The organism is Paenirhodobacter sp. YD-8 (assembly GCF_056590935.1).
Window position 1 is genome coordinate 3290762 of the sequence record NZ_CM152649.1, and the last position, 12528, is coordinate 3303289.

Genomic DNA, 12528 nt, shown 5'->3' on the forward strand with positions numbered 1-12528 from the left:
CAAGGACAACCGTCATGAATGACCAATCCCCCAACGAACAGTTCGAAGCCTCGAGCTTCCTGCAAGGCGCGAACGCGGATTACGTCGAACAGCTCTATGCCCGTTTCGCCGCCGACCCGAGCTCGGTCGATACCGCCTGGGCCGCCTTCTTCGCCTCGCTCGGCGACAACGAGCTCGACGTGAAGAAATCGGCGCAGGGCCCGTCCTGGGCGCGCTCCGACTGGCCGCCGAGCCCGAATGACGACCTGACCGGCGCGCTGACCGGCGAATGGCCGATGGTGCCGGCGAAGGAAGCCAAGGCCGCCGGCGACAAGATCAAGGCGAAGGCCGCCGAGGCCGGCGTGCAGGTCTCCGAAGACGCGGTGAAGCGCGCCGTGCTCGACTCGGTGCGCGCGATCATGATCATCCGCGCCTATCGTATCCGCGGCCACCTGATCGCCGATCTCGACCCGCTGCACATGCGCGACGAGACCGCGCACCCCGAGCTCGACCCGAAGTCCTACGGCTTCACCGACGCCGACATGGACCGGCCGATCTTCATCGACAACGTGCTCGGCCTGCAGGTCGCGTCGATGCGGCAGATCATCGACGTGCTCAAGCGCACCTATTGCGGCACCTTCGCGCTGCAGTACATGCACATCTCGAACCCCGAGGAAGCCGGCTGGCTGAAGGAGCGGATCGAGGGCTACGGCAAGGAGATCCAGTTCACCCGGGAAGGCCGCCGCGCCATCCTGAACAAGCTGGTCGAGGCCGAGGGCTTCGAGAAGTTCCTGCACGTCAAGTACATGGGCACCAAGCGCTTCGGCCTCGACGGCGGTGAAGCGCTGATCCCGGCGATGGAACAGATCATCAAGCGCGGCGGCAACCTCGGCCTGAAAGAGGTCGTCTTCGGCATGCCGCACCGCGGCCGTCTGTCGGTGCTGGCCAACGTGATGATGAAGCCCTACCGGGCGATCTTCCACGAATTCCAGGGCGGCTCCTACAAGCCCGACGACGTCGACGGTTCGGGCGACGTGAAGTATCACCTCGGCGCCTCGGCCGACCGCACCTTCGACGAGCACACCGTCCACCTGTCGCTGACCGCCAACCCCTCGCACCTCGAGGCGGTGAACCCGGTCGCGCTTGGCAAGGTGCGCGCGAAGCAGGACCAGCTGAACGACGCCGACCGCACCCAGGTGATGGCGGTGCTGCTGCATGGCGACGCGGCCTTCGCCGGCCAGGGCGTGGTGGCGGAATGCTTCCAGCTTTCCGGCATCCGCGGCCACCGCACCGGCGGCACCATCCACATCGTGGTGAACAACCAGATCGGCTTCACCACGGCGCCGCATTTCTCGCGCTCCTCGCCCTACCCGACCGACATCGCGCTGATGGTGGAAGCCCCGATCTTCCACGTCAACGGCGACGATCCGGAAGCGGTGGTGCACGCCGCCAAGGTGGCGACCGAGTTCCGCCAGAAGTTCCACAAGGACGTGGTCATCGACATCTTCTGCTATCGCCGCTTCGGTCACAACGAAGGCGACGAGCCGATGTTCACCAACCCGGCGATGTACAAGAACATCAAGGGCCACAAGACCACGCTGCAGCTCTACACCGAGCGTCTCGTTGCCGACGGGCTGATCCCGGAAGGCGAGATCGAGGACATGAAGGCCGCCTTCCAGGCCAAGCTGAACGAGGAATTCGAGATCGGCAAGGCATTCAAGCCGAACAAGGCCGACTGGCTCGACGGCCGCTGGAAGCATCTCGACCGGCAGAGCTCGGATTATGACGCGGGCGTCACCCCTATCTCGCCCGAGCAGCTGGCCGAGCTCGGCAAGGCGCTGACCTCGCACCCGGACAGCTTCGACATCCACAAGACCGTGGGGCGTCTGCTCGAGTCGAAGAAGAAGATGTTCGAGACCGGCGCCGGCTTCGACTGGGCGACGGCCGAGGCGCTGGCCTTCGGCTCGCTGCTCACCGAGGGCTTTGCGGTGCGTCTGTCGGGGCAGGACTGCACCCGCGGCACCTTCTCGCAGCGCCATTCGGCCTTCATCGACCAGACCACCGAGGAACGCTACTACCCGCTGAACCACATCAAGCCGGGTCAGGCGCGCTACGAGGTGATCGACTCGATGCTGTCGGAATATGCGGTGCTCGGCTTCGAGTACGGCTATTCGCTGGCCGAACCGAACGCGCTGACGCTGTGGGAAGCCCAGTTCGGCGATTTCGCCAACGGCGCGCAGATCATGTTCGACCAGTTCATCAACTCGGGCGAACGCAAGTGGCTGCGCATGTCGGGTCTCGTCTGCCTGCTGCCGCACGGCTTCGAGGGCCAGGGCCCCGAGCACAGCTCGGCCCGTCTCGAACGCTTCCTGCAGCTCTCGGCGGAAGACAACTGGATCGTGGCGAACTGCTCGACCCCGGCGAACTACTTCCACATCCTGCGCCGGCAGATCCACCGCAACTTCCGCAAGCCGCTGATCCTGATGACGCCGAAGTCGCTTCTGCGCCATCCGCTGTGCACCTCGAAGGCCGAGGAATTCACCACCGGCTCCTTCTTCCGCCGCGTGATGTGGGACGATGCCGACGTGCAGCAGAAGCACGGCAACTCGGAGTTCCGGGTGAAGCCGGACAGCGAGATCAAGCGCGTCGTGATCTGCTCGGGCAAGGTCTACTACGACCTGCTGGCCGAGCGCGACAAGCGCGGCCTCGAGGATGTCTACATCCTGCGTCTCGAACAGTTCTACCCGTTCCCGGCGCATTCGATGGTGACCGAGCTCAGCCGCTTCAAGGACGCCGAGGTGATCTGGTGCCAGGAAGAGCCGAAGAACCAGGGCGCCTGGACCTTCGTCGAGCCGAACATCGAGTGGGTGCTGTCGAAGATCGACGCCAAGCACTCGCGTCCGCGCTATGCCGGCCGCAACGCCTCGGCCTCGCCGGCGACCGGTCTTGCCAAGAGCCACAAGGCGGAGCAGGACGCGCTCGTCAACGACGCGCTGGAGGGCTGATCGATGACCGAAGTCCGCGTCCCCACGCTTGGCGAGAGCGTCTCGGAAGCCACCGTCGCCACCTGGTTCAAGAAACCGGGTGACACGGTCGCCGCCGACGAGATGCTGTGCGAGCTCGAGACCGACAAGGTGACCGTCGAGGTTCCGGCCCCCGCCGCGGGTGTGCTGGCCGAGATCGTCGCTGCCGAGGGCGAGACGGTGGGCGTGAACGCCCTTCTCGCCACGATCAACGAAGCGGGCGCCGCGGCGCCCGCCCCGCAACCCAAATCCGAAGGCGCGGCAGCCCCTCAGCCGGCCGCGCAACAGTCCAAAGAGGTCAAGATGACGGACGTGATGGTGCCCGCCCTGGGCGAGAGCGTGTCGGAAGCCACGGTTTCCACCTGGTTCAAGAAAGTGGGCGACACGGTCGCGCAGGACGAGATGCTGTGCGAGCTTGAAACCGACAAGGTCTCGGTCGAGGTTCCCTCGCCCGTCGCCGGCGTGCTGACCGAGATCGTCGCCCCCGAGGGCGCGACCGTCGCCGCCTCGGCGAAGCTTGCCGTCGTGGCCGAAGGCGCCGCCGGTGCGGTCGCCGCGCCTGCCGCCGCCGCTCCGGCCGCCGCCCCCGCCCCGGCCGCTGCGACCGCCGGCAAGGATGTCGAGGACGCGCCCGCCGCGAAGAAGGCGATGGCCGAGGCCGGCCTCACCCCCTCGCAGGTCACCGGCACCGGCCGTGACGGCCGGATCATGAAGGAAGACGTCGCCGCGGCCGCCGCCAAGGCTGCCGCCGCTCCGGCCGTCTCGATCGCGCCCGCCCCGGCCTCGGCCCCGCGCGCCCCGGTCTCGTCGGACGACGCCGCCCGCGAGGAACGCGTGAAGATGACGCGCCTGCGCGCCACCATCGCGCGTCGCCTGAAGGATGCGCAGAACACCGCCGCGATGCTGACGACCTACAACGAGGTCGACATGTCGGGCATCATGGCGCTGCGCAACGAGTACAAGGACGCGTTCGAGAAGAAGCACGGCGTCCGCATGGGCTTCATGTCCTTCTTCACCAAGGCCTGCTGCCACGCGCTGAAGGAAGTGCCGGAAGTCAACGCCGAGATCGACGGCGGCGACGTCGTCTACAAGCACTACGTCCACATGGGCGTGGCTGCGGGCACGCCCACGGGCCTCGTCGTTCCGGTGATCCGCGACGCCGACCAGATGTCGTTCGCCGACATCGAGAAGGCGATCGCCGAGAAGGGCAAGCGCGCCCGTGACGGCAAGCTGACCATGGCGGAAATGCAGGGCGGCACCTTCACCATCTCGAACGGCGGCGTCTACGGCTCGCTGATGTCCTCGCCGATCCTGAACCCGCCGCAGTCGGGCATCCTCGGCATGCACAAGATCCAGGATCGCCCGGTCGTGGTGAACGGCCAGATCGTGATCCGCCCGATGATGTATCTGGCGCTGAGCTACGATCACCGCATCGTCGACGGCAAGGGCGCGGTGACCTTCCTCGTCCGCGTCAAGGAAGCGCTGGAAGACCCGCGCCGCCTGCTGCTGGATCTGTGATCCGACACCGGGGCGGCGCGCGCGCCGCCCCTTTTTCCATTCCGGCCCCTTTTTCTTGGCGGAAATACTCCGGGGGGCACGGGGGGCGGCGCCCCCCGACACTGCCAAAGGATCAAAACCATGGCTGAATTTGATGTGATCGTGATCGGCGGCGGCCCGGGTGGCTATGTCTGCGCGATCCGCTGTGCCCAGCTGGGCCTCAAGACCGCCTGTGTCGAGGGCCGTGGCGCCCTTGGCGGCACCTGCCTGAACGTCGGCTGCATCCCCTCGAAGGCGCTGCTGAACGCCACGCACCACCTGCACGAGGTGCACGAGAACTTCGAGAAGATGGGCCTCACCGGCGCCAAGGTGAAGGTCGACTGGGCGAAGATGCAGTCCTACAAGCAGGACGTCATCGACGGCAACACCAAGGGCATCGAGTTCCTGTTCAAGAAGAACAAGGTGACCTACCTGCAGGGCTGGGGCTCGATCCCGGCCGCGGGTCAGGTGAAGGTCGGCGACGAGGTGCACTCGGCCAAGGCGATCGTGATCGCCACCGGCTCGGAACCGGCCTCGCTGCCGGGCATCGAGATCGACGAGGACACCGTCGTCACCTCGACCGGCGCGCTCTCGCTGCCGAAGATCCCGAAGTCGATGGTCGTCATCGGCGCCGGCGTCATCGGGCTCGAGATGGGCTCGGTCTATGCCCGCCTCGGCACCGAAGTGACCGTCGTCGAATATCTCGACGCGATCACCCCCGGCATGGACGGCGAGGTTGCCAAGAACTTCCAGAAGATCCTCACCAAGCAGGGGCTGAAGTTCGTCCTCGGCGCCGCGGTGCAGGGCGTCGAGAAGGGCAAGGGCAAGAACACCGTCACCTACAAGCTGCGCAAGGACGAGAGCGAAGCCGCGATCGAGGCCGAGGTGGTGCTCGTGGCGACCGGCCGCAAGCCCTACACCGCGGGTCTCGGCCTCGAGGCGATCGGCGTCGAGATGCTGCCGCGCGGTCAGGTGAAGACCGACGCGCATTGGGCGACCTCGGTGAAGGGCATCTATGCGATCGGCGACGCGATCGTCGGCCCGATGCTCGCCCACAAGGCCGAGGACGAGGGCATGGCGGTGGCCGAGGTGATCGCCGGCAAGCATGGCCACGTGAACTATGACGTGATCCCCGGCGTGATCTACACCACCCCCGAGGTGGCCTCGGTCGGCAAGACCGAAGAGGTGCTGAAGCAGGAAGGCCGCGCCTACAAGGTCGGCAAGTTCTCCTTCATGGGCAACGGCCGCGCCAAGGCGGTGTTCCAGTCGGAAGGCTTCGTGAAGCTGATCGTCGATGCGGGCACCGACCGCATCCTCGGCTGCCACATCATCGGGCCGTCGGCGGGCGAGCTGATCCACGAGATCTGCGTCGCGATGGAATTCGGCGCCTCGGCGCAGGATGTCGCGCTGACCTGCCACGCCCACCCGACCTTCTCGGAAGCGGTGCGCGAGGCCGCGCTCGCCTGTGGCGACGGCGCGATCCACGCCTGAGCCCTTCCGGCACGGATACGGAAAAGGGCGGCCCTCGGGCCGCCCTTCTTCATGCGAACGCCCCGGTCAACGGGGGATACCGGACCGGGGCGCCGGTCCGCGCGGCGGCGGCTTCGGTTCCGTGAACGCCGCACGAACAGAGACGTTACGGCCCCGACCGCCGCTTCCGTCGCATCGTCCGCCCCCGCGCCGGAGGATTGCGCGGCTCACTCGCCCTCGCGCGCCGCCCGCTCGAGCCGCTCGGCGAATTCGCGGCGCAGCGACTTGCGCACCTCGGCCGCGCGCCAGCGGTGCTTTTCCAGCGCCCCCTGCGGCACCAGCGCCGGCACCTCGGCGGGCCGGCCATCGTCATCGACCGCGACCATGGTGAAGTAACAGCTGTTGGTGTGGCGCCGCGTGCCCGAGGTGATGTTCTCCGCCTCGACCCGGATGCCAATCTCCATCGAGCTGCGCCCGGTGTGGTTGACGGCGGCCGAGAACCGAACCAGCTCGCCCACATGGATCGGCTGCTTGAAGGTCACCTGATCGACCGAGAGCGTCACCGCATAGCGCCCCGAATAGCGCGAGGCGAGCGAGAAGGCGACGCGGTCAAGCCAGTTCAACAACGCCCCGCCGTGCACCTTGCCCGAGAAATTCGCCATGTCCGGCGTCATCAGCACCGTCATCTCGAGCACCTTGCGCTCGTCGTCGGTCAGAGTCTGGTTCATCCGTGCCCCCGTTTTCGGGCCAGCATGCCCCCAGGCGCGGAAAGGTCAATCCCCCTGCCCTGCCTGTGGCTCATTGCGCGAGGTGGCGCAGCCCCTGGGTCACGTCGGTGCGCACCGCAAGGCGCAGCCCCGGCTCGTCGCCCGCCCGCAGCGCGGCGAGGATCAGCCGGTGATGGCGCGGCGGCTCGTTGCGCTGCATCCGGCCATAGAGCGCGCGCATGGTCGGGCCGAGCTGCAGCCAGACGGTCTCGATCACCGCCAGCATCGCCGGCGCCTGCGCGCGCAGGTAAAGGGTGCGGTGAAACTCGAGATTGGTGCGGATGTAGCCCACGGCATCATGCTTGGCCACCGCCTCGGCATTCGCGGTGTTGATCGCGCCAAGCCGGTCGATCAGCGCAAGGTGGGCCCGCGGCAGGGCGCGCGAGGCGAGTTCCGGCTCGATCAGGGCGCGCAGCGCGGCAAGCTCCTCGATCCGCTCGTTCGAGAGCTCGGGCGTCGTCACCCGGCCCGACGAGGACAGCATCAGCGCGCCTTCGGCAATCAGCCGGCGCAGCGCTTCGCGCACCGGGGTCATCGAGACGTCGAATTGCTTGGCCAGCCCGCGCAGGGTCAATGCCTGGCCGGGGGCCAGTTCGCCATGCATGATCTGCAGCCGCAGCGTGCGATAGATCCGGTCATGCGCGGCGGTCTCGATCGGGCGGGTGGTGATCGTGGTCATGGGGCGTATGTGATCACGAATCCGCCCGGCGTCAATGCCGCGCCGTCAGTCGCGGAAGCGGATCGACTGCAACGCGCCGCCCTCGCGCTTCAGCCAGGCGCGGTGCGGGGCGTAATCTGGCATCAGCCGCGCCACCTCGGCCCAGAAGGCGGGAGAGTGGTTCATCTGCGCCAGATGCGCGACCTCATGCGCCGCGACATAGTCGAGCACCGCCGGCGGCGCCATGATCAGCCGCCAGGAATAGGAGAGCGACCCATCCGCCGCGCAGGAGCCCCAGCGCGAGCGTGTGTCGCGCAGGGTGATGCGGCGGAAGGGACGGCCCAGCACCTCGGCATGGCGCTCGGTCGCGGCCTGCAGGCGCAGCCGGGCGCAATGGCGCAGGAAGGTCTCGAGCCGAGTCGCCAGCCGGTCCTCGCCCGGTGGCACGATCAGCCGACCGGGTTCGAGCCGCGGCGCGCGCACCGTCCCCGCCTCGATCCGCCGCTCCTCGCCCTCGACCGGCACGGTGGCACCAAAGGCCGGGCGGCGCAGCGCCGGCATCGCGGCCAGTGTGCGGCGCAGCCACTCGCCATGGCCCTGCGCGAAGGCGAGCGCCTCGGCGAGCGGCGCGCGGGTCGGCAGGGTCAGCACCACCTGCCCATCGAGTCGCGACACCCGCAGGCTGAACCGCCGCGCCCGGGCCGAGCGACGCAGCGTGACGGCGACGCCGGGCAGGTCAGGCAGGGTGAATCGGCTTGAATCCATCGGTCATCCGGGGCTTCGGGGCAGTTCACGGCGAGCGATCGCCCCCGCGGCGCAGAAAGCGCGGAAAAGGCTTTGACACCCCCCCGCATGTATGGCAGTTGGCTGCGACTCTGTGCGAAAGAGCTTGCCAGGAGACTTCCATGCCGAAAGAGGAATGGGGCGTCAAGCGCCTCTGCCCGCATTGCGCGAGCCGCTTTTACGACCTGCAAAAAGATCCGATGACCTGCCCGGTCTGCGGAAACAGCTTCTCGAGCGAAAGCCTGACCTCGAGCGGCCGCGGCCGCGTTCTGGTCGCCGACAAGGCCTCGCCGCGCGAACATGATCTCGAGGTCGACGATCTGCCCGACGAGGATCTGGACGAAGACGCGAGCGACGTCGATCTCGACGACGATCTGCTCGAGGACGACGAGGACGACAACGTCTCGCTCGACGATATCGCCGACGTCGGCAGCAGCGACGAAGAGAACTGATCCCTCCCCTTGTGGAGCGGAGGCAGGGCGCGGGCATCCCGCGCCCTTTTGCTTTGCGCGCCGCTCCTCCGCCGGGCATGAAAAAGCCCCGGGCGCGGGGCGCGACCGGGGCAGTCGGGGGAAGAGGGGGCGGGCTCAGCCCTTCACGATCAGCCGATAGCGCAGCTGGTCGAAGATCACCGCGAGGATCAGCAAGAGCCCGATCAGCACCATCTGCATGTAGGAGCTGATCTGCGCGAGGTTCATGCCGTTCTGCACCAGGATGATGAAGAAGGCGCCGAGGACGACGTTCTCGACCCGGCCGATGCCCCCGCGCAGCGACACGCCGGCGATGACGCAGGCGGCGATCGATTCCATCGCGATGGTGCCGCCGAGGTTCGCCTCGCCGCTTTCGACGCGGGCGGTGAGCAGCAGCCCGGTCAGCGCCGCGATCAGCGCGCACAGGCCATAGACGAGGATCAGCACGCCGCGGGTGTTGATCGCCGACAGATGCGCCGCCTTGATGTTGCCGCCGACCGCATAGACGCGGGCGCCGGCCCGGGTGCGCGCCATGAAGAGCCACATCGCGGCAATCGCGACGAGCGCGATCGCCACCGGCACCGGCAGCCCCAGCACCTTGCCGAAGCCGAAGGTGTCGCCGAAGGCGAAGGGCAGGCCCGAGACCGGCACGCCGCCGGTCAGGAACAGCGCAAAACCGGTGCCGACCGAGGACACGCCGAGCGTCATGATGAAGGGCGAGACGTCGAAAAGGGCAACGCCGATGCCGTTGATCGCGCCGACGACCAGCGCCACGGCAAAGCCAGCGAGCGCGCCAAGCGCGATCACCAGCCAGACCGCATCGGGGAAGACCGGCGCCAGCGCCGTCATCACCAGTGCCGAAACGACCGAGGAGAGCGCGATCACCGTGCCCACCGACAGGTCGAAGCCGCCCGAGATCAGCACCAGCATCTGCCCGAGCGAGACGAGCACCAGATAGACCGACTGCCGCGCCACGTTCATCAGGTTCTGCGGCGTCAGGAAGTTCGGCGACAGCACGGCGAAGATCACCATCGCCGCGATCAGGAAGAACGGCAGCACGCCGAGTTTGACGAAGATGCGCAGCGGCAGGGCCAGCAGTCCGCGCGCGGGATGGGCCTGCGTCATGCGAGGTCTCCTTGCAGTTCGGGGGCAACGGTTGCGGCGCCGGGATCGGCACCGTCGAAGAAATGGCGCAAGATCGCGTCCTCGCTCAGCTCTTCACGTTCGAGCCGGGCGGTGATGCGGCCATTCGCCAGAACGAGCGCGCGATGCGCGAGGTTCATCACCTCGGGCAGGTCGGAGGAGATCACCACCACCGCCTTGCCGGCCTCGGCGAGTTCCGCAATCAGCCGATAGAGCGCGGCGCGGGTGCCCATGTCGACGCCGACGGTGGGCTCGTCGAAGATGTACAGATCGGCGTCATGGCCGAAGGCCTTGCCGAACAGCACCTTCTGCTGGTTCCCGCCCGAAAGCTTGGCGACGGTGCGGGGGCGATAGGCTTCGGGCAGCTCGACATGGCCGAAGATCTGCGCGGCGCGGCGACGCAGGGCGGCAAGGCTCAGCACCGGGCCGCCGTCCAGCATCAGGTCCATGCGCAGGTTGCCGAAGGGGGTTTCCGCCAGGATCAGCCCCTCGTGCTTGCGGTCGGGCGACAGATACCACGCGCCCGCCTTCACCACCCGCCGGGTGGGGGCACGGGTGATGTCCAGCCCCTTGAAGCGCACCTTGCCCGCAAGCGTCGGCGCAAGCCCCATCACCGCACGGAAAAGACGCGACTTGCCGGAGCCGACGAGCCCCGCCACGCCCAGCACCTCGCCACGGCGCAGGGTGAAGGAGGCGTCGAAGACGCCCGGGGCTGCAAGCCCCTCGACCTCCAGCACCACCGCGCCGGGAGTGCGGGCGATCTCGGGATAGATGTCGCGGATCTCGCGCCCGGCCATCATGTCTACCAGCGCCTCTTCGCTCATCTCGGCCATCGGCGCGGTGCCGATCTTGGCGCCGTCACGCAGCACGGTGACGCGCTCGGCGATGCGTTCGAACTCGTGGACGCGGTGCGAGATGTAGACGATGCCCACGCCCTCGGCCTTCAGCCGTTTCACCACGTCGAAAAGCTGGTCGACCTCGCGATCGGTCAGCGAGGCGGTGGGTTCGTCGAGGATCAGCACCGACAGCGCGCCCTGCATCGCCTTGGCGATCTCGACCATCTGCTGTTGCGCGCGCGACAGCCGCGCGACGGTGGCGCCCGGGTCGATCGCGAAGCCGAGTTCGGCCAGCGTGGCGGCGGCGCGGCGGCGCATCTCGCCGGGCGCCAGGAAGGGGCCGGGCCCCGGTTCGTGGCCCAGGAACATGTTCTGCGCCACGGTCATCGTCGGGATCAGCGAGAATTCCTGAAACACGGTGTAGATGCCCTGCGCCTGCGCATCGGCGACCGAGGCGAAGCGCACCGGCACGCCGCGCACGCGGATCTCGCCCTCGGTCGGCGTGTTCGCACCGGCGAGCAGGGAGATCATCGTCGACTTGCCCGCGCCGTTCTCGCCGAAGAGCACGTGCACCTCGCCGGGCAGCAGGGTGAAATCGACCGCGTTGAGGGCGAGAACGCCGGGATAGGCCTTGGTCAGGCCCCGGGTCTCGAGAAGGGGAGAAGTCATCGGCAACGCTCCGGTTGGAAAGGCGCCCCGGCACGGGCCGGGACGCCGTGGGAGATCAGTTGACCGAGAACACGGGCTGGAAGCCCTCGGGCGGCAGCACCGCCTCGCGCGGGGTGTTGGCCAGGTTGTCCTTGGTGATGACGAAGATCTTCGGGCCGACGTGCTTGACGTAGGGCTTGCCCTCGAGGATGCGCACCGCCTGGTCGACCGCGATGCGGCCCTGGATGACCATCGAATCCGCCGGCGCCGCCTCGATGAAGCCGCGCTGGATGCCCGAATAGACGCCCGGCGTCAGGTAGAAGGCCAGCAGCCCGACCTTGTCGGTCAGCCCGCGCTCGCGCAGCAGGCCCTGCGCCGCCTCGGCGGTGACCGCGGTGCCGGCGATGTAGTTCACATCGGGGTTCGCCTGCAGCACGTCCTCGACCAGCTTCAGCTGCGCTTCCTTGCCGGTGTCGCCATAGCGCGGCTCGAGCACCTTCACCGCCGAGCCCTTGACCGCTTCCATGAAGCCGGTGTTCGCCGCCTCGACCCAGCCGGCGCCGGCCGGGCCCGGGAACCAGCCCACGGTGACCTCGGGGCTGCCCGCCGGGTGCTTCTCGGCCAGATACTTGCCGGTCTCGTGGCCCATGGTCCAGAACGAGACCAGCGACTTCGCCGAGATGTCGGGCGAGGACATGCCGTTCACCACGTCGATCACCGGCACGCCCTTGGCGGCGGCTTCCTTCACCACCGAGTTCAGCCCGTCATAGGAGATTGCGCCGATGATCACCGCCTGCGCGCCGCCGGCGACGCAATCCTCGATCTGGCTGATCTGCTTGGCAAGCTCGGTATAGCCGCCGGCCTCGACCACGTTCAGCTTCACGCCCTGGCGCTTCGCCTCTTCGGTGACGCCATAGTCGACGCCGAGCCAGTAGGCGTCCTTCATGTGCGGGAAGGCGACGCAGATGTTCCAGGGCTTGTCGGCCTTCGGCAGCGCCTCGTAGCTGATCGGCGCGGAGGTGCCGTCGGTCGAGAAGGCGGGGGTCACCTCCTCGGCCGGATAGGGGAACCAGTCACCGGCGAAGGCCGGCACCGCAAGGGTCGTCGCGCCAAGCAGCGCAAGCGCAAGACGGGCATGTTTCATCGTTCAGAGACCTCTCTGTTTTTGTGGGATCGGTCGCGGTTGATCCGCGTTTCTTCGGGTGGTGTGGGTGA

Annotated in this window: 10 protein-coding genes; 4 read left to right on the forward strand and 6 right to left on the reverse strand. The window is 67.8% G+C overall.

Annotated elements, in window-relative coordinates:
* Nucleotides 1–14 precede the first annotated feature (14 nt).
* The 3 genes from AC0QTQ_RS15950 (at nt 15) to lpdA (ending at nt 6029) form a co-directional block, all read left to right on the forward strand.
* Entirely contained in the window at nt 15–2984 is a 2970-nt protein-coding gene (locus AC0QTQ_RS15950; RefSeq protein WP_480257373.1) for a 2-oxoglutarate dehydrogenase E1 component, read from the forward strand.
* Nucleotides 2985–2987: 3 nt separating this feature from the next.
* Nucleotides 2988–4520 carry a 2-oxoglutarate dehydrogenase complex dihydrolipoyllysine-residue succinyltransferase gene (gene odhB / locus AC0QTQ_RS15955; RefSeq protein WP_480257374.1) on the forward strand — a complete coding sequence of 511 codons (1533 nt, stop codon included), beginning with the start codon at nt 2988–2990 and terminating at the stop codon, nt 4518–4520.
* 120 nt (nt 4521–4640) lie between these two features.
* Nucleotides 4641–6029 (forward strand): dihydrolipoyl dehydrogenase, encoded by a 1389-nt coding sequence (gene lpdA, locus AC0QTQ_RS15960; RefSeq protein WP_121533850.1) that lies wholly within the window; start codon nt 4641–4643, stop codon nt 6027–6029.
* Nucleotides 6030–6235: 206 nt separating this feature from the next.
* Here the strand turns inward: lpdA and AC0QTQ_RS15965 are convergent, their stop codons facing one another.
* From AC0QTQ_RS15965 to AC0QTQ_RS15975, 3 genes are all read right to left on the reverse strand, one after another.
* Nucleotides 6236–6736, reverse strand: a complete 501-nt coding sequence (locus AC0QTQ_RS15965) for an acyl-CoA thioesterase (protein WP_480257375.1) — start codon at nt 6734–6736, stop codon at nt 6236–6238.
* A gap of 70 nt (nt 6737–6806) precedes the next feature.
* Nucleotides 6807–7454: a GntR family transcriptional regulator gene (locus AC0QTQ_RS15970; RefSeq protein ID WP_121533852.1), complete on the reverse strand. Its 648-nt coding sequence runs from the start codon at nt 7452–7454 to the stop codon at nt 6807–6809.
* Between the two features lie 45 nt (nt 7455–7499).
* Nucleotides 7500–8198 carry a M48 family metallopeptidase gene (locus tag AC0QTQ_RS15975; protein WP_480257376.1) on the reverse strand — a complete coding sequence of 233 codons (699 nt, stop codon included), beginning with the start codon at nt 8196–8198 and terminating at the stop codon, nt 7500–7502.
* Nucleotides 8199–8338: 140 nt separating this feature from the next.
* Here AC0QTQ_RS15975 and AC0QTQ_RS15980 point away from each other — a divergent pair, with 140 nt between their 5' ends.
* On the forward strand, nt 8339–8668 hold the full coding sequence (locus tag AC0QTQ_RS15980; RefSeq protein ID WP_121533854.1) for a TIGR02300 family protein: 330 nt from the start codon (nt 8339–8341) through the stop codon (nt 8666–8668).
* A gap of 135 nt (nt 8669–8803) precedes the next feature.
* Here the strand turns inward: AC0QTQ_RS15980 and AC0QTQ_RS15985 are convergent, their stop codons facing one another.
* Genes AC0QTQ_RS15985 through torT form a run of 3 tightly spaced genes read right to left on the reverse strand, consistent with a single transcriptional unit; the run spans nt 8804 to nt 12457 of the window.
* Complete coding sequence (locus AC0QTQ_RS15985) at nt 8804–9811, reverse strand: ABC transporter permease (protein WP_121533855.1); 1008 nt, start codon at nt 9809–9811, stop codon at nt 8804–8806.
* Nucleotides 9808–11334, reverse strand: a complete 1527-nt coding sequence (locus AC0QTQ_RS15990) for a sugar ABC transporter ATP-binding protein (protein ID WP_480257377.1) — start codon at nt 11332–11334, stop codon at nt 9808–9810. Before AC0QTQ_RS15990 ends, AC0QTQ_RS15985 begins: the two co-directional genes overlap by 4 nt.
* Before the next feature lie 55 nt (nt 11335–11389).
* Entirely contained in the window at nt 11390–12457 is a 1068-nt protein-coding gene (torT, locus tag AC0QTQ_RS15995) for a TMAO reductase system periplasmic protein TorT (protein WP_480257378.1), read from the reverse strand.
* Nucleotides 12458–12528: the final 71 nt, after the last annotated feature.

Coding starts and splice junctions, on each gene's coding strand:
- AC0QTQ_RS15950 (WP_480257373.1), top strand. CDS start 15: ATGAATGACCAATCCCCCAACGAACAGTTCGAAGCCTCGAGCTTCCTG.
- odhB (WP_480257374.1), top strand. CDS start 2,988: ATGACCGAAGTCCGCGTCCCCACGCTTGGCGAGAGCGTCTCGGAAGCC.
- lpdA (WP_121533850.1), top strand. CDS start 4,641: ATGGCTGAATTTGATGTGATCGTGATCGGCGGCGGCCCGGGTGGCTAT.
- AC0QTQ_RS15965 (WP_480257375.1), bottom strand. CDS start 6,736: ATGAACCAGACTCTGACCGACGACGAGCGCAAGGTGCTCGAGATGACG.
- AC0QTQ_RS15970 (WP_121533852.1), bottom strand. CDS start 7,454: ATGACCACGATCACCACCCGCCCGATCGAGACCGCCGCGCATGACCGG.
- AC0QTQ_RS15975 (WP_480257376.1), bottom strand. CDS start 8,198: ATGGATTCAAGCCGATTCACCCTGCCTGACCTGCCCGGCGTCGCCGTC.
- AC0QTQ_RS15980 (WP_121533854.1), top strand. CDS start 8,339: ATGCCGAAAGAGGAATGGGGCGTCAAGCGCCTCTGCCCGCATTGCGCG.
- AC0QTQ_RS15985 (WP_121533855.1), bottom strand. CDS start 9,811: ATGACGCAGGCCCATCCCGCGCGCGGACTGCTGGCCCTGCCGCTGCGC.
- AC0QTQ_RS15990 (WP_480257377.1), bottom strand. CDS start 11,334: ATGACTTCTCCCCTTCTCGAGACCCGGGGCCTGACCAAGGCCTATCCC.
- torT (WP_480257378.1), bottom strand. CDS start 12,457: ATGAAACATGCCCGTCTTGCGCTTGCGCTGCTTGGCGCGACGACCCTT.